Raw genomic sequence first — 23,236 nt, forward strand, 5'->3', positions numbered from 1 at the left:
AGTCAGCCGCGAGCGCGGATCACCTGCAACAGCGGCAGCAAGGTCGCCATTTCGGGCCCGCGCTCCATCCCCGTCAGCGCTTTGCGCAGCGGCATGAACAGGCCTTTGCCCTTGCGGCCTGTGGCCTCTTTCACGGCCTTGGTCCATGTGCCCCAAGTTTCCCCATCGAATGGGCCTTCGGGCAGCAACGAGACAGCCTGAGCAATGAACTCACGGTCCTCGTCAGCGATCAGGGGTTCGGCCCCATCACGGCACAATTCCCACCATCCCTCCAGATCGCTCAGCGTCGTGATGTTTTCGCGCGCCATGGTCCAGAAAGGCTCGGCCAGTTCAGCAGGTACACCTGCTTTAGCAACGGCATCGGCCACATCGGTCAGCGGCAGCGATTGTAGATGCTTCGCAGTCAGCGGGAACAGGTCCTGCACGTCGAACTTGGTTGGGGCTGCACCGAAGCGTGTAACATCAAAGCCGTCGATCAACTCTGCCATATCCGAGCGCAGCTCAACCGGATCTGACGACCCCAGACGCGCCATCAGACTCAGTAAGGCCATTGGCTGCACGCCCTGCTCTCGCAGATCGCGCAAGGCCAGAGTGCCCAAGCGTTTCGACAACGCCTCTCCCTGCGGGCCAGTCAGCAACGAGTGGTGCGCAAAACGCGGACAGGTCCCGCCCAAGGCCTCGATGATCTGAATCTGCGTTGCGGTGTTGGTGACATGGTCCGAGCCGCGCACGACATCGGTTACGCCCATCTCGGTGTCATCGACCACAGAGGCAATCGTATAGAGAACCTGACCATCGCCCCGGATCAGCACCGGGTCGGATACTGAAGCTGCATCGATCGAGATGTCGCCCAAAATGCCATCGTTCCATTCGATACGCTCGTGGTTCAATTTGAACCGCCAGACGCCATTGCCACGCTCAGCGCGCAGGGCTTCTTTCTCGGCATCGCTGAGGTTCAGCGCTGCACGGTCATAGACCGGCGGCTTGCCCATGTTCAGTTGCTTCTTGCGCTTAAGGTCGAGCTCGGTGGGCGTCTCGAACGCCTCGTAGAACCGGCCCATCTCGCGCAGCTTGTTGGCGGCCTCGGCGTAGCGGTCCAGACGCTCCGACTGTCGCTCGACCCGGTCCCAATGCAGGCCCAACCACTCCAGATCCTGCTTGATCGCGTCGACATATTCTTCCTTCGACCGCTCGGGATCGGTGTCATCAATGCGCAGAATGAACGTACCGCCAGCCTTGCGGGCGATCAAATAGTTCATCAGGGCGGTGCGCAGGTTGCCCACATGGATGTAACCGGTGGGCGACGGGGCAAAACGGGTCGTGGTCATGGAAGTCTCCTGTTGGCGCGGCTCATCTCACATGGGCGCGTTTTTGTCCAGAAGAGGCTTTCAGGTTGGTTCAACCGGCCAAATGCCATCTAGGCGTTCGAGCCCGGCTTTGATGAGTTCACCAAGCACGTCGAGATCGATATCCGGTAGCTTATTCACGTAGAGGCAGGATTTCCCCAGCTTGTGTTTGCCCAGTCGAGACAGGATATTTTCGAAATCAACATAACCCGGCATGATGTAGATAGAATGCGCCGCCTTACGCGGAGAGAACCCAGTTGCGAGAAAGTCGCCCTCACGCCCTGACGCATAGCGATAATGATATCGACCATAGCCAATGATCGACGGCCCCCACATTACGGGCGCATAACCTGTGGTTTCACGAAACAGCCTGTCCAGCACGTGCGCCTCCTCCGCCTTGCGGGTCGGCTGAATGCTCGCCAGAAAATCAGCAACGTTTTGCCCGGTGGGTACGGTTTTATTCGCAGATCGCGGCATGAACAAAAATTAACACGTAATGTTCAACCACGCAGCCCATATAACAGTGCCATAGTATGGCCACAGGCCCAGACTGACCTAATTCAGTCAAACATGCTCTGACAGGGAGAACGACCATGACCATCAGATTGACTCGCCGGGCGGCGCTTGGAACGGTTGCGGCTCTGCCGCTTGCGGCAGCTACTTCGCCTGTTCTGGCCGCAGGTACCGAGACCAAAGCCAACTCTACAATAGCAAAATCGTTTCAACTGGGCGATTTCACCGTCACCACCTTGTTGGATGGCAGCCTGCCTCGTGATGGTGCGCAGGACATTTTCGGCGGCGGCGCCTCGGATGAAGATTTCGCCCGTGTATCGGCTGACAACTTCATCTCGCCAGATGTTGCGCAGTTCTTCTTCACACCAACGCTGGTTAATACGGGGTCCGAGATGATCTTGTTTGATACTGGGCTTGGCCAAGGTGGAATTCAGGCCGCATTGGCCGACGCCGGCGTAACGCCTGATCAGATCGATGTAGTGGTCATTACCCACATGCATCCCGATCATATCGGTGGTATGACAACCAATGATGCCGCGACTTTTGCCAATGCGCGTTATGTAACAGCAGCACCCGAATACGACTTTTGGTCAGCGCAAGACGCGGGCAACCGAGTGGGTGATATGGTTGCAGCCAAAGTCACCCCGATGGCAGAGAAGATGACCTTTATCGGGGATGGTGGTGAAGTCGCATCCGGCGTCACCGGTATGGCAGCGTTTGGTCATACTCCGGGCCATATGGTCTATCACCTAGAAAGTAACGGTCAGCGTCTGGTCCTGACGGCGGATCTTGCAAATCACTATGTCTGGTCATTTGCACACCCTGAATGGGAAGTGCGATTCGACATGGACAAAGCCGCTGCAACGGAATCGCGCCGGAATGTGCTGGGCATGTTGGCTGCGGACAAAGTGCCTATGATCGGCTATCACATGCCTTTCCCGGCCGCTGGGTATGTCGAATCCCGTGGCGACGGGTTCCGGTTCGTGCCGGTCAGCTATCAAATGATGGGTTAGAGGCTAAAAACCAGCATCCGGCCGCACTTTTGACCCATCCGTGAAACGGGACAGGCGAAAGGCGGTCGGATCAACGCAAGGCGTGCTTTCCGTAACAAGGTCCGCCACTAATCGACCTGCGGCAGGACCGATGCCAAAACCGTGGCCAGAGAAACCGGTCGCAATATGCAGGCCCTGCACCGCGTCCACTTTCGAGATGACCGGGATCGCATCCGGGGTCACATCGATCAGGCCGGCCCAGCTTTGCACGATCTCCGCACTATCAAGCGCAGGCAACGCCTTGCGGGCGTTGGCCCACGCCCTTCGCAACACTTTCTGGGAAGGTTCCGGGTCGAGCACTCGGCAATGTTCAAACGGTGTCACATCGGTCGGCAGCCAGCTTCGATCCTCATTCGCCTCGACCATCCAGCGTCTCGAAAGGCGAAACCTTAAGGACCGCCACTCTTGCCGGAATGCGGGTAGAAACTGCAACCCGAGTCGGAAACTGTCAGGAACGATATCCACCGTATTCTCGTGACCCGAAGCTATGGTGTATCCCCCGTCCGAGCGCTTTCGAATGGCAAAATCATCACTCCAAAGCGACACCTCTGGCCCTGCTGCAACCGGAGAGGTCCGCATGACCGTATTGAGCACTTTGAGCTGTGGCAGAGTGATTCCAGCGTTCCCCGCAAACAGCCGAGACCAGGCTCCGCCTGCAAGTACGACTTGACTACACCTTACGCGGCCGCGTTCGGTGAAAACACCTGCGATCCGGCCCGCAGCAACATCGACACTTCTGCACCGCGCATTGCGTCATGATCGCGGCCCCACGGTCGCGCGCCGCCTCGGCGATTGCGGGGGCCGCCCATTGCGGCTCGGCCCGCCCGTCCTGCGGCATGTAAAGCGCTGAGCGCAGTTTCATACTGTTATCCGACAGCAACCCGTCCAGTTTAGGGCCGGATACCATGCGAGCACCTGTTTGCAGCCCTTCAACATGGTCCAGCCATCGCGTCAGGTTTTCATCGTCTCGTGCGCCAGATGCGCCAAACACGATTCCTGATTGAACATAGCCTGTGGCGCGTCCCAATCGCGCATCCAGCCCTTGCCAGATCCGAAGCGCCTCTTGCATCAGGGGGATTTCGCGCGGATCACGTGTCCCAAGGCGCACCCAGCCCCAATTGCGCGAGCTTTGCTCGCCCGCAATCCGGCCTTTCTCGCACAACAGAACGGAAACACCTCGCTCAGCAAGCTCGAAGGCTGCCGAAGCCCCGATGATTCCACCACCTATGACGACAACATCTACGTGCTTGGGAAGTGTGAGATCAGATTCGACGGGTGTCGGTGTGGGGCCTGGCATTAACCGCTCGGTGCTCGTTCATCGGAGCGACATCCAGCCTGAAGGCGATTTCACTGGCAATGTAGAAAACGATTGGTCCCGGGCAATTGCCGGAACCTGTGGCCAATTGGCCAATGCGCGGCGAATTACACCGCGCAGATGCGTTCAGATTACGCCGCCCCGGAAAGTTGCGCCCATTTCTGGCGCAGTACCGTGCTGAGCTTGGGATCGGACTTTGATGCAAGCGATTCCTGTGGCTGCAACACCGGAAATTCCGATCGCAACGGAACCGGGCCTGCCACCGCGTCGGGCGTCGGCTCTTCCTGGCTCATAATGTCTGCAATCGCAGCATCCAGCGCCTGTTCATCCAACTTGCGCGGCGCTGATTCCATAGGCTTCAACTGCAACGGAGAATGAAGCGGCTTATCGTATCCATTCGTCATTTGACCACCAATACCTTTACTGACATCCCAAACACGGATGCCTTTTCCCAGTTCCACAATCCCGGTCATCGGCTCTGAAAATGGCAGGACAACCTACCGGATTGCGTCACATCCGCCCCATATGAGGCGGACCCCTGTCGTAAATGTGGCAAAAAAAGGACGCGCGTACAAGCGAAACATAGTATTTTCATCGCACAACTGACTGAAATGGGTAAACAAACTGCCGCTGAAATCCGCATTACCATGCACTTTCGAAACAATGGTAAATTCTTCAACCAGAGCGGTGCTTACGTTCCATCCCGCCAGCGATTTACAATCGGATAGCGGCGATCCAGCCAGAAGGCCCGCGGCGACAGCCGTGTGCCAGGCGCGGACTGGAAGCGCTTGTATTCACTAATGTAAATCAGATGTTCGACCCGCCGGGCCTCGGCCTCGTCAAATCCGGCTGCAACGCAGTCGGCGATTGAGCCATCTTGATCCACCAAAATATCAAGAATCGCATCGAGAACGGGGTAGTCCGGCAGGCTGTCGCTGTCTTTCTGATCTTCACGCAATTCAGCACTTGGCGGCTTGTCGATCACCGAAGGGCGTATGACCTCACCCTCGGGACCCATCATCCAGTCGCGATGATTGGCGTTGCGCCAGCGGCAGGTCCCGAACACGCGAGTTTTGTACAGATCTTTGATCGGGTTATAGCCACCGTTCATGTCACCATAGATAGTGGCGTAGCCGACTGCGACCTCGGACTTGTTGCCGGTGGTCAGCAGCATCTCGCCAAACTTGTTCGAGATCGCCATTAGCAGAAGACCGCGCAGGCGAGACTGGACATTTTCTTCGGTCAGGTCCTCATTCCGCCCTGCAAAAAGCGGAGCCAAAGTGTTGGTTACCGCTGCGCGTCCCTCAGAGATCGGCACAAAGTCGTAGTGCACGCCCAGCGCCTTGGCGACGGCTTCGGCATCATCCAAAGAACTTTGGCTTGTATATTCCGAAGGCAGCATTACGCAGCGTACATTTTCCGCACCGATCGCATCCACGGCTATTGCGGCCACCAGCGCCGAGTCGACGCCGCCCGACAACCCCAGCACAGCGTTGCCAAACCCCGTCTTGCCCATGTAATCGCGCAGAGATTGCACCATCGCGCGATAGTCCTGCTCCCATTCGTCGGGTTGCGGCACGACTTCACCAGCCACAATACGCCATCCGTCATCTTGGCGCGACAGATCGATATGGCTGACGGCCTCATCGAAGACGGGCATGCGGAACGCAAGCTCTCCACCCGGGTTCAATCCAAACGTAGCACCGTCGAAAACCTGATCATCCTGCCCGCCGACCATGTTCAGGTAGATTACCGGCAGACCCGTTTCGACCGTGCGAGCCACCATGTGGTTCAACCGGATATCGTATTTGTTTCGAAAATAGGGCGAGCCGTTGGGGATCAGCAGAAACTCGGCCCCGGTTTCTTCCAGTGTCTCGGCGACATCCTCGTGCCAGCCATCCTCGCAAATCGGGCTACCGATACGGACATTTCCAACGGCATAAGGGCCGCCCATAGGACCCGCATCATAAAGACGGACTTCATCAAAGACGGTTTCATTGGGCAAATGATGTTTAAGAACTTTGCTGACAATCCGCCCACCTTTGAGGATCAGGTAGGCGTTATAAAGCTTCCCATCTTCAACCCAAGGACCGCCGATGGCCAACGCCGGGCCGTCGGCACAGTCTTCAGCCAACGCCTGCACCGCATTCATCGCGGCCCGATGAAACGCGGGCTTCATCACCAGATCCTGGGTATTGTAGCCGGTTATGAACATCTCGGGCAGCGCCACAAGATCAGCCTGCGCCGCGCGCCCTTGCTGCCAGGCTGCAGCAGCCTTGGCGGCATTACCGTCGATATCCCCAACCGTTGGGTTCAATTGCGCCAGAGTGATGCGGAAACGATCGGCCATTTTTGCCCTCTTGCCCTCATGTCTTTCAGGGATTTAGCAGATCACACCGCGAGTGAAAGGCAAATGCGCCAAAAGCCGTTGCTCTGCCCTCGGCGGTATCTTAGTTTTGCGCCAACACAAACACCGCAGGCAGGTACAAAAATGAAAGCGATCCGCACATCCCTTACCGCTGCAACGCTTACAATGCTGGCGTCTTTTGCGATCGCCCAACAGGACGGTCAGATTGTCATCGCTGATGATGATGTCGGAGGTGTCTACGAGGGCACGTTCGAAAACGGGCTGCGCCATGGCACCGGCACTTACCGCCTGCCGAACGGTTTTGAATATTCCGGTCAATGGGTCGAGGGCGAGATTCAAGGACAAGGCACCGCGCGCTACGCCAATGGCTCTGTCTATGAAGGGACATTCACCAAGGGCCAACCAGAAGGGCGCGGCAAAATCGTCTATTCTGATGGCCAGTCCTATGAGGGCGAGTGGGCCAAAGGCACGATAAACGGTACCGGTATCGCGACATATTCCAACGGCTCGCGATACGAGGGCGGCTTCAAGGACGCCAGATATCACGGTCACGGCGTGCTGACCGGCCCGGATGGCTCGGTTTATGAGGGCGACTGGGTAAACGGCCAGAAAACCGGCAGCGCCAAGATCACCTACGCCGATGGAAGTACCTATGAGGGCGGCTTGAATGGCGGGCAACGGCATGGTCAGGGTAGTCAAGTCTGGGTCGACGGCATGACTTATGCTGGGTCCTGGGCCAACGACCAGATGGCCGGAACAGGCCGTTTGGTTCAACCCAACGGAGATGTCTACGAAGGCGAAATGGTCGAAAATCGCCGACAGGGCAAAGGCAAGTCCATATACGCCAACGGTGCGACCTATGAAGGCGACTATGCTGACGACCAGCGCCATGGTCAGGGCACCTACAAGGGCAGCGACGGGTTTGCGTACACAGGTGCCTGGCAAAAGGGCCAGATTGAGGGCCTGGGCGAGATGCTCTATCCCGATGGTTCGGTTTATATCGGCGACTTTCTGGATGACCTGCCTCATGGCAAGGGGCAAACGACATACCCCGACGGATCAGTTTACGACGGCAACTGGATCGCCGGGATTTTTGAGGGCACCGGCACGGCAACCTATCCCAACGGAACGGCTTATACGGGCCAGTTCAAAAACGCCCGCTTCGACGGCAAAGGTATTCTGACCTTTGCAAATGGCTATCGCTATGATGGCGATTGGGTAGACGGCGTCCGACAGGGGAAGGGCAAGGCTACGTTTCCGGACGGGATCATTTACGAAGGCGATTTTCTGAATGGCAAGCGTCACGGCAAGGGAACACTGACCCGACCGGGCGGATACAGCTACACAGGCGACTGGGCCGACGGCAAGATCACTGGCTTTGGAACCGCCACCTATGAGACCGGGGATGTCTATGAGGGCAATTTCCTGGAAAACAAACGCCATGGTGACGGCACGATGCGTTTCGCGGGCGGCGAGGTTGAGACCGGCGTCTGGGAAAATGACACGCTGGCGACCGAAACAGAGACTGCCCCCGAAACCCCCGCTGCGGGTGCTGAAACCACTGAGCCAGACTCTAGCCCCGACGCGCCCGCCCCTGACGCGACAGACCCGGATATAAACGACGGCTAAATCAGCCCTACCAAGGCACGCGCTTGCCAGCCCAATCGTAAAAACTGCCCGAGTCAGCGGGGGTGAGTCCATTGATGACGGACAGCAGATTGGCTGCGGCCTCATTGGGTTCAACAGCCGGGTGGCGGGCAAGGTACTTTTCGGTAAAGGCCGTTTTGACTGTTCCGGGGTGCAAAGCGACACATATGGCCTGTTTGTGCGTGCGCGCCAATTCGATGGCAGCCGTATGTACTATCTGATTCACAGCCGCCTTGGCCGCACGATAACTGACCCACCCACCCAGCCGGTTGTCCCCGATTGAACCAACCCGGGCCGACAGCACGGCGATCACCGATCTGCGGTCGCGTGGCAGCAGGCGGTGCACGTGCTTCAACACCAAGGCCGGGCCAACTGCGTTCAGTGCGAACTGGTCCATCATCGCCTTCGCGGACAAGGTGCGCATAGATTTTTCCGGACCCATACCGTTAATCTCAAGCGCCCCTGAGGCCACAAGGATCAGATCAAACGGATCAGAAAGGGACGCCAGCATACGCTCTGCGCCATCCGGGTCGGTCAGGTCAAACCCATCCGTTGATCTGGCCAGTCGGGTGACTTTGACACCATCCGTTGTCAGGTGGTCATTCAAAGCGCGCCCGATACCGCCAGAAGCTCCGATGATTAATGCAGTTTTCATGCACGAGAAGTTAGCCGAAAGCTTCATCGCTTCAACTCCACCGTCATTTTTGTTCCCCCGTAAATTTCCCGCTTTTCATTCGCCGCGCGCCCTGTATAAGCTGATCCCCATGATCAACCGCGCAGATATCGCTTTTGCAAACGCCGCACTCAGCGGCGCGTTGCTGCGTGGTCTACTGATCCTAATCCGCCTCTGAGCGTGCCATCCGGCGCGCCCGCTCAGAGGAGGACGCCCGCGCGCCAAGAGGCTTTAGGACAGAAGAAGAAAGAGAACCCCATGACAAACGTGACCGACCAAGACCGCGTCGTGATCTTCGACACCACCTTGCGCGACGGCGAGCAGAGCCCCGGCGCGACCATGACCCACAACGAAAAGCTCGAAATTGCCGAGCTTCTGGATGAGATGGGCGTCGACATCATCGAAGCCGGATTCCCCATTGCATCGGAAGGCGACTTCAAAGCGGTGTCCGAGATTGCCGAGCGGTCGAAGAACAGCCGCATCTGTGGTCTGGCCCGCGCCAATTTCGCCGATATCGATCGGTGTTGGGAGGCGGTGAAACACGCCGAGAAGAACCGTATTCACACCTTTATCGGAACCTCTCCGCTGCACCGGGCGATTCCAAATCTGACGCAAGACGAGATGGCCGACAAGATCCACGAAACGGTCAGCCACGCGCGCAACCTTTGCGAAAACGTGCAGTGGTCGCCGATGGATGCGACCCGGACCGAATGGGATTATCTGTGCCGCGTGATCGAGATTGCAATCAAGGCTGGCGCCACCACGATCAATATCCCCGATACTGTCGGTTATACTGCCCCGGTCGAGTCTGCAGATCTGATCAAGCGCCTGATCGAGACGGTTCCCGGCGCGGATGAGGTAATCTTTGCCACCCACTGCCACAACGACCTTGGCATGGCGACAGCGAACTCTCTGGCAGCGGTCGCAGGTGGTGCGCGTCAGATCGAATGCACCATAAACGGGTTGGGTGAACGCGCAGGCAACACCGCGCTGGAAGAAGTTGTGATGGCGTTGCGCACACGCAACGACATCATGCCGTGGCATACTGGCATCGACACCACCAAGATCATGCATATTTCGCGCCGGGTCGCGACCGTGGCCGGATTTCCGGTGCAGTTCAACAAGGCCATCGTTGGAAAGAACGCATTTGCCCATGAAAGCGGCATCCATCAGGATGGCATGCTGAAGAACCGCGAAAACTTCGAGATCATGCGCCCTGAAGACATTGGGCTCTCTGGCACCTCTTTGCCGCTGGGCAAGCATTCGGGCCGCGCTGCACTGCGCGATAAGCTCGAAACGCTCGGGTATGAGGTTGGTGACAACCAGCTCAAAGACATTTTTGTCCGCTTCAAGGATCTGGCCGACCGCAAGAAAGAAGTCTTTGACGATGACCTCATCGCGTTAATGAGCGTCGACGACGAAGCGGACGATCATCTTCAGCTGGTGTCGATGAAAGTGACCTGCGGTACCGGAGGTCAGGCCGAAGCGACGGTCGAACTGGAGATAGAGGGTGCAGACAGGATCGCCACGGAAAACGGTGACGGCCCAGTCGACGCAACCTTCCGGGCGATCCGGGCGATCTATCCCAACACTGCGCGGCTGCAACTGTATCAGGTGCATGCGGTAACCGAAGGTACGGACGCGCAAGCCACGGTTTCGGTCCGTCTGGAAGAGGATGGTATGATCGCCACCGGTCAGTCTGCAAATACAGATACGGTGGTTGCGTCGGCCAAAGCCTATATCCACGCGCTGAACCGCCTGATCATGCGTCGTGAAAAGGCCGGTCCGGGGGCAGATACACGCGAGATCAGCTACAAAGACCTGACCTGATCGAAGGGTAAGGCGAATGGCTCCCGCGCCCGCGGCGGCCCGGCTTCGCCGACCCTTCTTGGGTTTTGGGCCCGGCAGCGCGCCACTGGCGCGCTGCCGGGCCCAACGCGTTTGACGGCATCGTTGATGCGGGCAAACCGGACGGGAGCTTTCCCTGTGTAATTCTTGCTTATCAAAGCTGAGCGAACAGCTCCGACAAGCGGCGCGTTTCGTCTTCGATCCCGAAGGGTGCATTCAACATGAACATACCTGATCCGACCATGCGATGACCTTCCCGCGCCGGAGGGAACGTGACCTCATGGCAAATCGTTTTGGGATATCCAGCGGATTTCAGAGACGAAATCATAGCCTTGTGACGTGCATCCGTCAGGATTGGATACCAAAGTGCGATCACACCCACATTCCATTTGCGGTGCAGCTTCGCGATCACCCCAGGCAAACGGTCATACTCGGCTTTCACTTCATAACTGGGATCGATCAGCATCATGCCCCGCCTCGGGGTCGGAGGCAGCAACGATTGGGCCAACTCAAACCCATCCTGCCGATAGACCTTCGCCCCGAAAGGAGACAGCGCCAGTGAAAGTGCCGTATGTTCCTGCGGATGCAGTTCGGCGAAATGCAGGCTATCCTGTTTTCGCAGCAGGTTGGCCGCAATCAGAGGTGAACCGGGATACGCTTGCACGCCGTGACTGGCCTGTATGGTATCCAGCACCCGCGCCATTGGATGATCGGAATCAAACCAACCTTCGCGCCTGACGCGCCCGATCCCGGCGACAGCTTCACCCGTTCGAACCGCCTCAGCCGCGTCAAGGTGATATAGTCCACGCCCGGAGTGCGTTTCGATATAGCTGAGGGGTTTGTCCTTTTGGGTCAAATAACGCAGCGTCCACGCCAATAAAGCGTGCTTTTGTACATCAGCCAGATTTCCTGCGTGGTAAATGTGTTGATATGAGAGCATCTTGCCTTCTAAAGTCCCCATCAATAAGGCGGAAAGGTGCTGACTGTCGCGGAATCAGCCCTTTAACCGGGCGAGTTGGCACCCTATAAGGCATCCGTCCCGGAACCGTCGAGTCGCGGGCAGTGGAAATTCTGACAAACGGGATCAGGGAAATATGGGCATCTTTGGCAATCTGGGCGGCCTGTTCACAGCGGACATGGCTATCGACCTTGGAACAGCGAACACGCTGGTTTATGTCAAAGGGCGCGGAGTGATCCTGTCTGAGCCCTCGGTCGTTGCCTACCACGTCAAGGATGGGGTCAAGAAAGTCCTTGCTGTTGGCGAGGACGCCAAGCTGATGTTGGGCCGGACCCCGGGCTCCATTGAAGCCATCCGTCCGATGCGCGAGGGTGTCATCGCGGACTTCGACACCGCCGAAGAGATGATCAAGCATTTTATCCGCAAGGTGCATAAACGCTCGACATTCTCGAAACCCAAGATCATCGTTTGCGTCCCTCATGGCGCAACCCCGGTTGAAAAACGCGCAATCCGCCAGTCGGTTCTGTCCGCAGGCGCGCGCCGCGCGGGCCTGATTGCCGAACCAATTGCGGCTGCGATTGGCGCGGGGATGCCGATAACCGATCCGACCGGCAACATGGTTGTCGATATCGGCGGCGGGACCACCGAGGTTGCGGTTCTGTCGCTGGGCGATATCGTCTATGCCCGCTCGGTCCGCGTTGGTGGCGACCGGATGGATGAAGCGATCATATCGTATCTGCGGCGTCAACAGAACCTGCTGGTGGGTGAATCAACTGCGGAACGGATCAAGACCACCATCGGTACCGCACGGATGCCGGACGATGGCCGTGGCCAGTCGATGCATATCCGGGGTCGCGACCTGCTGAACGGTGTGCCCAAGGAAATCGAGATCAGCCAGGCTCAGGTGGCCGAAGCGCTGTCTGAACCCGTGCAGCAGATTTGCGAGGCGGTGATGACCGCGCTGGAAACCACGCCGCCCGATCTGGCGGCGGACATCGTGGACCGGGGCGTGATGCTGACCGGTGGCGGTGCGCTGCTGGGTGATCTGGATCTGGCGCTGCGCGAGCAAACCGGTTTGGCAGTTTCTATTGCTGATGAAAGCCTGAATTGTGTGGCTTTGGGCACGGGCAAAGCACTCGAATACGAAAAACAACTGCGCCACGCGATTGACTACGAAAGCTAAGGCGCGCACCCTTATGGGGTGAAAACTCGGGCACGAGCAGCACGGGAAGGTAACCTGTGGCAAAGGACCGATCACAGCGCGATGAATACACGACACCTCTGCGTCGACTGTTGCTGGGGATTGTTGTACTGTGCCTGCTTGGTATCTTTCTGGTCTGGCGCATCGACAGCCCGCGCGTCGAAAGGTTCCGCGCACAGGTGGTGGACAAGGTTGTCCCCTCGATGGAGTGGGCAATGGTCCCGGTCACTGCGCTGGTGAACCTGTCTCGTGATTTCCAAAGCTATCAGCGACTCAGCGAGCAGAACCAGGAATTGCGCAGCGAGCTGCGCCTGATGCGCGCCTGGAAAGAGGCCGCGCTGCAGCTGGAACAGGAAAACGCCCGCCTGCTGGACCTTAACAATGTTCGGCTCGATCCGCGCCTGACCTATGTCACCGGGGTGGTGATGGCGGATAGCGGCTCACCCTTCCGGCAATCTGTGCTGCTGAACGTGGGGGAGCGTGACGGGATCGTGGATGGTTGGGCAACAATGGACGGGATCGGAGTGGTCGGGCGCATATCGGGTGTTGGCCCGGATACCGCGCGCGTGATCCTGATGACCGATGCCTCAAGCGCGATCCCGGCGACGATCCAGCCTTCGGGGCAGACGGCGCTGATCGCAGGTGACAATACTTCGGCCCCTGCAGTGGAGTTTCTGGAAAACCGGGAACTCGTGCGCCCTGGTGACCGGGTTGTCACGTCGGGCGATGGCGGTGTGTTCCCCGGTGGCTTGCTGATCGGTCAAATTACGGTTGATCCCGGCGGCAGGCTGCGTGTGCGGCTGTCGGCAGATTTCGAGCGGCTCGAGTTTCTGCGCGTACTACGCTATCAGTCGGCCCCACCGATCACGGAATCCGGTGATATCGTCGGCCCCCGTCAACCCGAAGCATCCTTGACCCCATCCGAGGTCAATGATGGATAGGTCGGTCTCAGATTTGTGGGCCAAGCGCGGTCTCTATGTCGCTCTGGCGGTATTTGTGGTGTTTCTTCACCTGTTGCCGCTGGATACAAAACCTGATCGCCTGCCCTTTCCTGACATACTGATCGCTTTTACCTACGCATGGGTGCTGCGGCGGCCGGAATATATTCCGATCCTGATCATTGCCATGGTCATGTTCATGGCCGATTTGCTGTTGCAACGCCCACCCGGGTTGCTTGCTGCGTTAGTGGTTCTGGGTGCAGCCTATCTTCATTCCACTGCAGCTGGCATGAAAGACAGCGGGTTTGTGGGCGAATGGGCAACCGTCGGGGCCGTGATCACGGTTGTGTTTGTGCTCAATCGCCTCATTCTTGCTATCCTCTCGGTGCAACAGGCAACTCTGGGACCGGTAGTGGTGCAAGTTATTCTGACAATCGCAATCTATCCTGTGATGGTTTTGTTGAGCCAAACTGTGTTTGGCGTAAGGCGCAAATCTGTTGCCGACAGCACGATGCCACGGGTGCGGCCATGAAGCAGCGCAAACCAAAGCCCACGGGCCTTGCTTACAAACGTTTGCCGCGCCGCGCCTTGATCCTCGGTGGGCTACAAGCGGCCTTTATCGGGGGGCTGGCAGCCCGGATGCGGTTCATGCAGGTGGATCAAGCGGATGAATACCGTCTGCTGGCCGAAGAAAACCGGATCAACATCCGTCTGATCCCACCAACCCGGGGCCGGATATATGATCGGAACGGGCAGATCATCGGATTAAACTCTCAGTCCTATCGCATCGTCATCGTGCGCGAGGATGCAGGCGATATCGACAAGGTCATCGCCAAGCTTTCGGAACTGATCCCGTTGACCGGGGACGAAATCGAGCGTGCCAAAACCGAAATGCGCCGATCGGCCCCGTTTCTGCCGGTCACGCTGGCCGATCAAGTAACGTGGGAGGATATCTCGAAAGTCGCGGTCAATGCCCCCGCACTGCCTGGTGTCACGCCCGAGGTCGGCATGACACGCCAGTATCCGCGCTATGAAGATTTCGCCCATGTGGTCGGCTATGTCGGCCCGGTCAGCGACTATGATCTGAGCCAGATTGAAGACCCCGAGCCGGTACTGCGCATCCCACGGTTCCAGATCGGCAAGGTCGGGCTGGAAGCCAAGCAAGAGATCACCTTGCGCGGCAAGGCCGGGGCCAAGCGGGTTGAGGTCAACGCCACAGGCCGGGTGATGCGCGAGCTGGACCGCCAGGTCGGCGAAGCCGGGGCAGATTTGCAATTGTCAGTCGACGCCAATCTGCAGCAATACGCGCAGGCGCGATTGGCTGGGGAAAGCGCCGCTGCGGTCGTGATCGATTGCGAAACCGGCGACATCCGCGCCATCAGCTCGGCCCCCAGCTTCGATCCGAACCTGTTCGTGCGTGGGATCTCGGTGGCGGACTACCAGATGCTGACGCAGGACAAGTATCGCCCGCTTGCCAATAAGACAGTACAGGGCACCTACCCTCCTGGATCGACTTTCAAAATGATCACCGCCATGGCTGCGCTCGAAGCCGGGGTGATCAGCCCATCCAGTACAGTGTACTGTCCGGGTCACATGAAAGTGGGCAGCCGCCGCTTTCACTGCTGGAAACGCGGCGGGCACGGGACGGTTGACCTTGAAACCTCGCTGAAGCGCAGTTGCGACGTCTACTATTACGACGTGGCAATTCGTGTCGGGATCGACAGGATTTCCGAGATGGCACGCACCTTCGGACTGGGTATCAAACATGACATTCCGATGTCTGCCGTTGCCGCCGGGCTTGCCCCCAATCAGGAATGGAAGCAGCGGGTTCACGGACAGGACTGGCTGGTTGGCGACACCGCAAACGCGTCGATCGGTCAGGGGTTCATGCTTGCCTCACCGCTTCAATTGGCCGTGATGACCGCGCGTTTGGCGACAGGTCGCGCCGTGCAACCACGCCTTGTTCGATCAATCAATGGGGTTGAGCAGCCCTCGGGCGCGGGTGAACCGCTGCAGGTGAACCGCAACAACCTTGAGCAAGTGCGCAAAGCCATGTTCACAGTCTCGAATAACAGGCGTGGCACCGCGTATCGCAGTCGCATCATCGCCGATGAGTTCCGCATGGCAGGCAAAACCGGCACCAGTCAGGTGCGCAATATTACCAAGGCAGAACGCGCCGCAGGTGTGATCCGAAACGAAGACCTGCCGTGGGAGCGTCGAGACCACGCCCTGTTCGTCAGCTTCGCCCCCTATGACAATCCGAAATACGCTGTGGCCGTAGTGGTGGAACACGGTGGTGGAGGATCCAAGGCCGCAGCCCCGGTGGCGCGTGATATCATGTTGCAGGCGCTCTACAATGGGACACCGCCCCTTGAGGCTTACCCGGCCGGCGACCGGGAGCGTATCAAGGAACTGCAGAAACGGCTGGAGGGCGACCGCCGCCCCAAGGCGCGACCTGACGAAAAGGACCGCGCATGAGCTATCTTGAATATGCCGTCAAATCCACGCCGTCGGGGTTTCGCAAGTTCCTCTATATGAACTGGCCGCTTACCTTGCTGCTGATCAGTGTGGCAAGCGCGGGTTTCCTGATGCTCTACTCGGTCGCGGGTGGATCGTGGATGCCGTGGGCGGAACCGCAAATGGAACGGTTCGGTCTGGGCTTGGCAGCCATGTTTATCATCGCGCTGGTGCCGATCTGGTTCTGGCGAAACATGTCGGTTGTGGCCTATCTGGGCTCGATCGGTCTGCTGATCGTGGTCGAGCTGTTTGGAACCATCGGCATGGGGGCGCAGCGCTGGATTGATCTGGGCTTCATGCGGCTTCAGCCTTCGGAAGTGATGAAGGTGGCGCTGGTGATGGTCCTGGCCGCCTATTACGATTGGTTGCCTGCGCATAAAACCTCGCGCCCGCTTTGGGTAATCATCCCGGTCATTCTGATCCTGATCCCCACGTTCATGGTGCTGCGTCAGCCCGACCTCGGCACTTCGATCCTGCTATTGGCCGCTGGTGGAGGGCTGATGTTCCTTGCTGGGGTGCATTGGGCCTATTTCGCTGCCGTGATCGCAGCAGGGGTTGGCTTGATTGCTTCGGTGTTCAACAGCCGCGGGACCGAGTGGCAGTTGCTCAAAGATTACCAGTTCCGACGCATCGATACGTTTCTGGATCCTTCAACCGATCCGTTGGGAGCGGGATATCACATCACGCAATCCAAGATCGCTCTGGGTTCGGGGGGCTGGAATGGGCGCGGTTTCATGCAGGGAACGCAATCACGTCTTAACTTCCTGCCCGAAAAACACACCGATTTCATCTTCACCACCTTGGCCGAAGAGTTCGGCTTTGTCGGCGGCATCACACTGTTGATCCTTTACGGTCTGATCCTGATCTTCTGCATGGTCACGGCGCTGTCGACCAAGGATCGTTTCTCGTCTCTGGTGACACTTGGGATCGCGCTGAATTTCTTCCTGTTCTTTGCCGTCAATATGTCGATGGTGATGGGGCTGGCCCCAGTGGTCGGAGTACCGCTGCCGATGGTCAGTTATGGCGGCTCGGCCATGCTTGTCCTGATGGCCGCCTTTGGCATCGTTCAAAGCGCCCATATACATCGTCCCCGCTGAAAGGTTTCCCATGCCCGTGAATGTCCTGTTTTCCGCGCGCCCTGAGTTGTGGCCCGAGTATGAAGCTCTGATGCATCAATACTTGTCGGACGCAGGGCTAGATTTTCATCTGGCCACGGACATCCCTGCAGATCAGGTCGACTACATCGTTTACGCCCCCAACGGAGGGGTACAGGATTTCACGCCCTTCACACGGCTCAAGGCGGTGCTGAGCCTCTGGGCTGGGGTTGAGAAAATCTCGGGCAATGAAACCTTGACCGTTCCGCTGGCGCGTATGGTTGACGGGGCGTTAACGCAAGGCATGACGGAATGGGTTGTGGGCCATGTGCTGCGCTATCACCTTGGGATGGACCAACACATTACGCTACAGGATGGGGTCTGGACACCTGATGCGCCACCACTGGCCCAGCAACGCACCGTCTGCATCTTGGGTTTGGGCGCATTGGGTGAAGCATCGGCCCACGCGTTGGCAGCGTTGAATTTCCATGTCATCGGTTGGAGCCGTACCGCCAAGACTATTCCCGGCGTGACCTGTCTGCATGGTAAGAACGGGCTGCGCGATGCACTGTCCCAGGCCGAGATAGTGGTTTTGCTGCTGCCAGATACTCCGGCGACCGAAAACACGCTCAACGCCGAAACACTGGCGCTGTTGCCGGAAGGGGCCAAGATCATCAATCCGGGTCGCGGGCCGCTTATCGATGATGAGGCCCTGCTGGCCGCGCTGAATTCAGGGCAGGTCGGGCACGCCACGCTGGATGTCTTCCGCACTGAACCCCTGCCGACCGAGCATCCCTATTGGGCACATCCCAATGTGACGGTGACGCCACATATAGCCTCGGAAACCAGACCTGTTACCGCGGCTCAGGTGATCTGCGAGAACATTCGCCGAGGTGAAGCGGGTGAACCCTTTCTCCACCTCGTCGACCGAAAGCTTGGGTACTAGGCCGCGATCAGCCCGCGGCCTTTGAGCAAGGCTTCGACGCCAGGCAGACGTCCACGGAAGGCCAGATACAGCTCTTCCGCCTCGCGGGATCCGCCAGTTGACAGGATGTGTTCCTCCAGTGCCTTGGCGCGTTCGGGATCAAACGCACCGCCCGCTTCTTCAAAGGCGGCAAAGGCGTCGGCATCCATGACTTCGGACCACATATAACTGTAGTAACCCGCGCTATAACCGTCGCCCGCAAAGACATGGGCGAAATGCGGGGTGGCGTGGCGCATTCCAATGGCCCGAGGCATGCCGATTTCGGCCAGCACCTCGGCCTGTTTCTCCATCGGATCAGCGGGGGCAGCCCCCTCATGAAACGCCAGATCGACCAGGGCCGAGGCAACATATTCCACCGTCTGGAACCCCTGATCGAAATTGGCGGCCTGTAGCACCTTCTGCAACATCTCCTGCGGCATCGATGCGCCCGTTTCGGCATGAGTGGCGAACTCAGCCAATACCTCGGGCACTTCCAGCCAATGTTCGTAAAGCTGGCTGGGCAGTTCAACGAAATCACGCGCCACCGAGGTGCCCGAGATACTCTCATAGGTCACATTGGACAGCATCTGGTGCAGGGCATGGCCGAACTCGTGAAACAACGTTCGGGCGTCATCATAGGACAAAAGCGCTGGTTCACCTTTGGCAAAGTTACAGACGTTGATCACGACCGGAGCCTGTTCTTTCGGGTATTTCGCCTGCCCGCGCATTGCGCTGCACCATGCACCCGACCGTTTCGATCCGCGTGCAAAGTAGTCACCGATGAACACCGCAATATGCTGCCCGTCACGGGTCACCTCCCATGCACGGCAATCGGGATGATAGAGCGGCACATCAAGCGGCGCGAACTCCAGCCCGAACAGCCGTGTGGCGCAGGCGAAAGACGCCTCGATCATTCGGTCCAGTTGCAGGTACGGCTTCAGCGCCGCTTCATCGAGATCATGTTCGGCCTTGCGGCGTTTCTCGGCATAGTAGCGCCAATCCCACGCCTCCAGCGGGCCATTTACGCCATCCTCTTGCATCATTGCCGTCAGCACCTCGGCATCTGCGTCGGCGCGGGATTTGGCGGGCTCCCACACATCCAGCAGCAGCTCTCGCACGCGATCTGGTGTGCGGGCCATCTCGGTCTCAAGCTTGTAGGCGGCGAAGCTGGCATACCCCAGCAGCTTGGCGCGTTCTTCGCGCAGGCGCAGGATGTCCGCCGCAATCTCGCGGTTGTCGGTCTCACCTCCATTTGCCCCCCGTGCAGTCCACGCGCGATAAGCCTTTGCACGCAAATCCCGGCGGGGCGAGAATTGCAGAAAGGGCACGATAATCGACCGAGAAAGGGTTACCACCGGGCCATCCGCTCCCTTTTCCTGACCCGCTGCGCGCGCTGCATCGATAACAAAATCCGGCAAGCCTTGCAGGTCTTCTTCGGTCAAATCCATGAACCAGTCGCGTTCATCCGCCAGCAAGTTCTGCGTGAAGGACGTGCCCAGAGACGCCAAACGGGCCTTGATCTCTTGCATTCTCGCATCGTCGGCGCCGGTCAACGCCGCCCCCGCCCGCACGAACCCGCGATGAGACAGCATGAAAACGCGCGCCTGTTCATCGGTCAGGTCTAGATTATCGCGCCGGTCCCATAAATCCGCCACGCGCTTAAACAGTGCTTTGTTTGATGAGATGCGCGAGTAGTGTGCCGCCAGCTTGGGCGAAAATTCGCGTTGCAGTTCTTCACGCTTGGGGTTGCTGTCCGCACCTGCAACGGTGAAAAAGACCGATAGAACCTTATCCATCTGCTCGCCTGCAGCCTCCAGCGCTTCGATCGTATTGGCGAATGTGGGCGTGTCCGGACTCGCTGCTATCGCCTCAATCTCGGCATCATGTGCGTGCATCGCCTGTTTCAGCGCGGGGGAAAAATCATCATCCGAGATTGTGTCAAACGGTGCGATTTCGAAGGGCGTGTTCCAGTCAGAAAGGATCGGGTTAGTCATTGAGGTCTCGTTTGACCTCATAGCTAAGACCGCCCGACACAATGATCCAGAGCTAGTCTGAACTTTGAACCCCTGACCCGCAAATCGGGCAATCTGCGCGGCGCGCCAGGGTGATCTTGCGGCTTTCGCCGTAAAGCGCATCGTAGATCAACATCTCACCCCGCAACGCCTGCCCAGCGCTGGTGATGACCTTGATCGTCTCAATCGCCATCATCGAACCAACCACGCCGGGCAGTGGGCCGATCACCCCTGCCTCGGCGCAAGAAGGCGCAAGGCCGGGGGCGGGTGCTTCGGGGAAAATGCACTGATAACATGGGCCGGTGGTGGCAGGGTCAAAGACGCTGAGCTGCCCTTCCCACTGCGACAGCGCGCCAGATATCAGGGGTTTTCCCAGTGCAACCGCCGTACGGTTTGCAAGGTAGCGGGTGTCGAAATTGTCAGTGCCGTCGAGGATCAGATCAAAATCAGCAAACAGATCTGCTGCAATCTCTTCGGTCAGGCGACGGTGGTACGGCAAGACGACCACGTTGGGATTCTGCGCCACCATCGCCTGCTGGGCCGAGAACACTTTGGGCATGCCGATATCTGCGTCGCGGTGGATCACCTGCCGCTGTAGGTTGGCGTTCTCGACCACGTCATCGTCGATCACGCCGATTGTTCCCACTCCGGCGGCAGCCAAATATTGCAGGGCGGGCGCGCCGAGCCCCCCGCACCGATTACCAGCACGCGCGCCTGTTTCATTCGCTTTTGGCCGGGACCGCCCAGTTCACGCAGAACGATGTGGCGGGCATAGCGTTCAAGCTCGGTCTCGCTGAACTGTTCGGATGGCTTGGCGGGCTCCGACGTCTGGCCGGACGCGGCGCGATTTCGCAACGCCTTCAAACCCCGCCCATAAAGCAGCACCAGCACAGCCGCTCCAGCGAGGATCAGCCACATCGCTGCCGACCCACCGGTCGCCTGACGCAACGGGTTTCCCTCAGGCAGCAGAAGTTGAGCAATAATCACGCCTGTCAAGAGCGCGCCAACAGAAACCAGCCGCGCGCTGCGCGACACCCCGGCAATATAGCCAACACCCCAAAGCCCGGCAGCAAGGATCAGAACCAGCAGCATCAGCCCCACCCGGTCGAGCCGAAGCCACCCGCGCCGCGATCAGTCTCGGTCAGAGCCTCAACGTCCTGGAACATGGCCTGCACCACCGGTGCAACGATCAGTTGCGCGATACGTTCGCCATGCGTAATCTCGAACGGTTCCTGACCCGCGTTCATCACGATCACGCCCAATGGCCCGCGATAGTCGCTGTCGATTGTACCCGGAGTGTTGGGCAAGGTGATCCCGTGTTTCAAGGCAAGGCCCGATCGTGGACGCACCTGAACCTCGAACCCCTGCGGAATTTCGATCCTAAGGCCTGTCGGTATCAGCGCACGACGGCCCGGTTCCAGAATAATAGACTTACCATCCGGCAGATTGGCGCGCACATCCGCCCCGGCAGCACCCGCGGTTTCGTATGAAGGCAATGGCACCAACGGGTCAGCCCCCTCCTCTCGGATCACGCGAATTGCCACCATACCTGTACCTCTTGTCTTTATGGCTGCTATCTGGTCAACGCGCCAGCGATCTTGGCTGCCAACCGCTTTGCCACATCATCCTTGCCCATACGCGGCCATTCTTCGGCACCTTGCTCTGAGATCAGGATCACCGCATTCTCAGAACCGCCCATGATACCTGTCGCGGGACTGACATCATTCGCAACTATCCAGTCACAGCCCTTGCGGGCACGTTTGGCCGTAGCATGTTCGATCACGTTGTCTGTTTCGGCGGCAAAACCCACCACCAAAACGGGCCTGCCATTTCCCATTCGCGCGATGCGCTTCAAAATGTCGGGATTCTCAGAAAACTCTAGCGCGGGCACCCCGTCGCGGCTTTTCTTCAGCTTCCGGTCCGAGGCACTGGATACCCGCCAATCGGCCACTGCAGCTGCAAATACCCCCGCATCCACCGGAAGCGCTGCGTCGACCGCATCCGACATTTGCAGCGCGGTCTCTACACGCACGACCTTCACGCCGTCTGGAGGAGGCACGTCAGCCGGACCCGTGATAAATGTAACATCGGCCCCCAGCGCAGATAGCGCGCGTGCAACGGCTGTTCCCTGAGCGCCCGACGATCGGTTGGCGATGTATCGTACCGGATCAATTGGTTCATGTGTCGGACCCGATGTCACCAGAATACGTTTGCCAGCCAAAGGCCCATCCCCGAACTGCGCCTCGATCGCCGCGACAATTTCAAGTGGCTCCGACATGCGGCCCGGACCGTATTCACCGCAAGCCATATCGCCTTCGTTCGGGCCGACAAAACGCACGCCGTCTGCTTCCAGTTGCGCATGGTTGCGCCGGGTTGCGGGATGCTCCCACATGCGGACATTCATCGCAGGCGCACACAGAACCGGCGTATCGGTCGCCATCAAAAGGGTCGAGGCCAGATCATTAGCCAACCCGCCTGCCATCTTACCCATCAGATCGGCCGTTGCCGGAGCAACCACGATCAGATCAGCCGAACGGGAAAGCTGAATATGACCCATCTCAGCTTCATCGGTCAGATCAAAGAGATCTCGATAGACCTTTTCACCGGCCAGGGCAGACACGGATAACGGAGTTACGAATTCTTCGGCAGCACGCGTCAAAACCGGCGTGACCGCTGCACCACGTTCCCGCAACCGCCGGATCAGGTCCAGCGACTTATAGGCCGCGATTCCACCACCGATGATCAGCAGAATACGTTTCGATGACAGCATGGCTCGCCCTTCCCCTCCCG

18 protein-coding genes and 2 pseudogenes are annotated in these 23,236 nt (G+C 58.6%); 9 read left to right on the top strand and 11 right to left on the bottom strand.

Going from position 1 to position 23,236, the window contains the following annotated elements; all coding sequences use genetic code 11:
- Positions 1 to 2 precede the first annotated feature (2 nt).
- Positions 3 to 1,328, bottom strand: a complete 1,326-nt coding sequence (gltX, locus tag AC1DFB_RS12180) for a glutamate--tRNA ligase (RefSeq protein ID WP_480921353.1) — start codon at positions 1,326 to 1,328, stop codon at positions 3 to 5.
- Positions 1,329 to 1,388: 60 nt separating this feature from the next.
- Complete coding sequence (locus AC1DFB_RS12185; protein ID WP_480921354.1) at positions 1,389 to 1,727, bottom strand: DUF1801 domain-containing protein; 339 nt, start codon at positions 1,725 to 1,727, stop codon at positions 1,389 to 1,391.
- A 212-nt stretch (positions 1,728 to 1,939) separates the two neighbouring features.
- On the opposite strand from AC1DFB_RS12185, the gene AC1DFB_RS12190 reads away from it, so the two are divergent.
- Positions 1,940 to 2,872 (top strand): MBL fold metallo-hydrolase, encoded by a 933-nt coding sequence (locus AC1DFB_RS12190; RefSeq protein ID WP_170395914.1) that lies wholly within the window; start codon positions 1,940 to 1,942, stop codon positions 2,870 to 2,872.
- A 3-nt stretch (positions 2,873 to 2,875) separates the two neighbouring features.
- On the opposite strand, the pseudogene AC1DFB_RS12195 reads toward AC1DFB_RS12190, so the two are convergent.
- The 3 genes and pseudogenes from AC1DFB_RS12195 to AC1DFB_RS12205 all read right to left on the bottom strand — a co-directional run bounded on the left by AC1DFB_RS12195 (position 2,876) and on the right by AC1DFB_RS12205 (position 6,576).
- Positions 2,876 to 4,208, bottom strand: a pseudogene (locus tag AC1DFB_RS12195) (NAD(P)/FAD-dependent oxidoreductase).
- 149 nt (positions 4,209 to 4,357) lie between these two features.
- Entirely contained in the window at positions 4,358 to 4,699 is a 342-nt protein-coding gene (locus AC1DFB_RS12200) for a hypothetical protein (protein WP_170408289.1), read from the bottom strand.
- A gap of 218 nt (positions 4,700 to 4,917) precedes the next feature.
- The gene (locus AC1DFB_RS12205) at positions 4,918 to 6,576 is read right to left on the bottom strand and encodes an NAD+ synthase (RefSeq protein ID WP_480921355.1); all 1,659 of its coding nucleotides are present in this window, start codon (positions 6,574 to 6,576) and stop codon (positions 4,918 to 4,920) included.
- A 141-nt stretch (positions 6,577 to 6,717) separates the two neighbouring features.
- Here AC1DFB_RS12205 and AC1DFB_RS12210 point away from each other — a divergent pair, with 141 nt between their 5' ends.
- Positions 6,718 to 8,223, top strand: coding sequence for an MORN repeat-containing protein (locus AC1DFB_RS12210; RefSeq protein WP_480921356.1), 1,506 nt, complete (start codon positions 6,718 to 6,720; stop codon positions 8,221 to 8,223).
- 7 nt (positions 8,224 to 8,230) lie between these two features.
- On the opposite strand, the gene AC1DFB_RS12215 is transcribed toward AC1DFB_RS12210, so the two are convergent.
- Positions 8,231 to 8,896, bottom strand: coding sequence for an SDR family NAD(P)-dependent oxidoreductase (locus tag AC1DFB_RS12215; RefSeq protein ID WP_170395904.1), 666 nt, complete (start codon positions 8,894 to 8,896; stop codon positions 8,231 to 8,233).
- A 276-nt stretch (positions 8,897 to 9,172) separates the two neighbouring features.
- Here AC1DFB_RS12215 and AC1DFB_RS12220 point away from each other — a divergent pair, with 276 nt between their 5' ends.
- On the top strand, positions 9,173 to 10,744 hold the full coding sequence (locus AC1DFB_RS12220; RefSeq protein WP_170408294.1) for a 2-isopropylmalate synthase: 1,572 nt from the start codon (positions 9,173 to 9,175) through the stop codon (positions 10,742 to 10,744).
- Between the two features lie 172 nt (positions 10,745 to 10,916).
- Here the strand turns inward: AC1DFB_RS12220 and AC1DFB_RS12225 are convergent, their stop codons facing one another.
- Positions 10,917 to 11,702 (bottom strand): 23S rRNA (adenine(2030)-N(6))-methyltransferase RlmJ, encoded by a 786-nt coding sequence (locus AC1DFB_RS12225; protein WP_170612941.1) that lies wholly within the window; start codon positions 11,700 to 11,702, stop codon positions 10,917 to 10,919.
- Positions 11,703 to 11,856: 154 nt separating this feature from the next.
- Between AC1DFB_RS12225 and AC1DFB_RS12230 the strand changes: the two genes are divergently transcribed.
- The 6 genes from AC1DFB_RS12230 to AC1DFB_RS12255 are packed head-to-tail and all read left to right on the top strand — an operon-like array spanning position 11,857 to position 18,416.
- The gene (locus AC1DFB_RS12230; protein WP_039523195.1) at positions 11,857 to 12,903 is read left to right on the top strand and encodes a rod shape-determining protein; all 1,047 of its coding nucleotides are present in this window, start codon (positions 11,857 to 11,859) and stop codon (positions 12,901 to 12,903) included.
- 56 nt (positions 12,904 to 12,959) lie between these two features.
- A complete protein-coding gene (mreC, locus tag AC1DFB_RS12235; RefSeq protein ID WP_170395896.1) occupies positions 12,960 to 13,862 on the top strand; it encodes a rod shape-determining protein MreC in 903 nt (300 codons plus the stop codon).
- Positions 13,855 to 14,391: a rod shape-determining protein MreD gene (locus tag AC1DFB_RS12240; RefSeq protein WP_480921357.1), complete on the top strand. Its 537-nt coding sequence runs from the start codon at positions 13,855 to 13,857 to the stop codon at positions 14,389 to 14,391. Before mreC ends, AC1DFB_RS12240 begins: the two co-directional genes overlap by 8 nt.
- Positions 14,388 to 16,337: a penicillin-binding protein 2 gene (mrdA, locus tag AC1DFB_RS12245; RefSeq protein WP_480921358.1), complete on the top strand. Its 1,950-nt coding sequence runs from the start codon at positions 14,388 to 14,390 to the stop codon at positions 16,335 to 16,337. The genes AC1DFB_RS12240 and mrdA overlap by 4 nt, the downstream gene beginning before the upstream one ends.
- Entirely contained in the window at positions 16,334 to 17,473 is a 1,140-nt protein-coding gene (rodA, locus tag AC1DFB_RS12250) for a rod shape-determining protein RodA (RefSeq protein ID WP_170691114.1), read from the top strand. Before mrdA ends, rodA begins: the two co-directional genes overlap by 4 nt.
- A gap of 10 nt (positions 17,474 to 17,483) precedes the next feature.
- Positions 17,484 to 18,416, top strand: a complete 933-nt coding sequence (locus tag AC1DFB_RS12255; protein ID WP_480921359.1) for a 2-hydroxyacid dehydrogenase — start codon at positions 17,484 to 17,486, stop codon at positions 18,414 to 18,416.
- Here AC1DFB_RS12255 and AC1DFB_RS12260 read toward each other — a convergent pair.
- From AC1DFB_RS12260 to coaBC, 4 genes and pseudogenes are all read right to left on the bottom strand, one after another.
- Entirely contained in the window at positions 18,413 to 20,428 is a 2,016-nt protein-coding gene (locus AC1DFB_RS12260; protein WP_480921360.1) for a M3 family metallopeptidase, read from the bottom strand. The two genes, AC1DFB_RS12255 and AC1DFB_RS12260, sit on opposite strands and share 4 nt — an antisense overlap.
- A 52-nt stretch (positions 20,429 to 20,480) precedes the next feature.
- A pseudogene (locus AC1DFB_RS12265) lies at positions 20,481 to 21,538 on the bottom strand (HesA/MoeB/ThiF family protein).
- Complete coding sequence (gene dut, locus AC1DFB_RS12270; protein WP_480921361.1) at positions 21,538 to 21,993, bottom strand: dUTP diphosphatase; 456 nt, start codon at positions 21,991 to 21,993, stop codon at positions 21,538 to 21,540. Before dut ends, AC1DFB_RS12265 begins: the two are co-directional and overlap by 1 nt.
- 26 nt (positions 21,994 to 22,019) lie before the next feature.
- Positions 22,020 to 23,216: a bifunctional phosphopantothenoylcysteine decarboxylase/phosphopantothenate--cysteine ligase CoaBC gene (coaBC, locus tag AC1DFB_RS12275; protein WP_480921362.1), complete on the bottom strand. Its 1,197-nt coding sequence runs from the start codon at positions 23,214 to 23,216 to the stop codon at positions 22,020 to 22,022.
- Positions 23,217 to 23,236: the final 20 nt, after the last annotated feature.

The organism is Ruegeria sp. S84 (assembly GCF_056583445.1).

Coding starts and splice junctions, on each gene's coding strand:
- AC1DFB_RS12220 (WP_170408294.1), top strand. CDS start 9,173: ATGACAAACGTGACCGACCAAGACCGCGTCGTGATCTTCGACACCACC.
- coaBC (WP_480921362.1), bottom strand. CDS start 23,216: ATGCTGTCATCGAAACGTATTCTGCTGATCATCGGTGGTGGAATCGCG.
- AC1DFB_RS12205 (WP_480921355.1), bottom strand. CDS start 6,576: ATGGCCGATCGTTTCCGCATCACTCTGGCGCAATTGAACCCAACGGTT.
- AC1DFB_RS12225 (WP_170612941.1), bottom strand. CDS start 11,702: ATGCTCTCATATCAACACATTTACCACGCAGGAAATCTGGCTGATGTA.
- mrdA (WP_480921358.1), top strand. CDS start 14,388: ATGAAGCAGCGCAAACCAAAGCCCACGGGCCTTGCTTACAAACGTTTG.
- AC1DFB_RS12200 (WP_170408289.1), bottom strand. CDS start 4,699: ATGACCGGGATTGTGGAACTGGGAAAAGGCATCCGTGTTTGGGATGTC.
- AC1DFB_RS12190 (WP_170395914.1), top strand. CDS start 1,940: ATGACCATCAGATTGACTCGCCGGGCGGCGCTTGGAACGGTTGCGGCT.
- rodA (WP_170691114.1), top strand. CDS start 16,334: ATGAGCTATCTTGAATATGCCGTCAAATCCACGCCGTCGGGGTTTCGC.
- dut (WP_480921361.1), bottom strand. CDS start 21,993: ATGGTGGCAATTCGCGTGATCCGAGAGGAGGGGGCTGACCCGTTGGTG.
- AC1DFB_RS12230 (WP_039523195.1), top strand. CDS start 11,857: ATGGGCATCTTTGGCAATCTGGGCGGCCTGTTCACAGCGGACATGGCT.
- gltX (WP_480921353.1), bottom strand. CDS start 1,328: ATGACCACGACCCGTTTTGCCCCGTCGCCCACCGGTTACATCCATGTG.
- AC1DFB_RS12260 (WP_480921360.1), bottom strand. CDS start 20,428: ATGACTAACCCGATCCTTTCTGACTGGAACACGCCCTTCGAAATCGCA.
- AC1DFB_RS12240 (WP_480921357.1), top strand. CDS start 13,855: ATGGATAGGTCGGTCTCAGATTTGTGGGCCAAGCGCGGTCTCTATGTC.
- AC1DFB_RS12255 (WP_480921359.1), top strand. CDS start 17,484: ATGCCCGTGAATGTCCTGTTTTCCGCGCGCCCTGAGTTGTGGCCCGAG.
- AC1DFB_RS12215 (WP_170395904.1), bottom strand. CDS start 8,896: ATGAAAACTGCATTAATCATCGGAGCTTCTGGCGGTATCGGGCGCGCT.
- AC1DFB_RS12210 (WP_480921356.1), top strand. CDS start 6,718: ATGAAAGCGATCCGCACATCCCTTACCGCTGCAACGCTTACAATGCTG.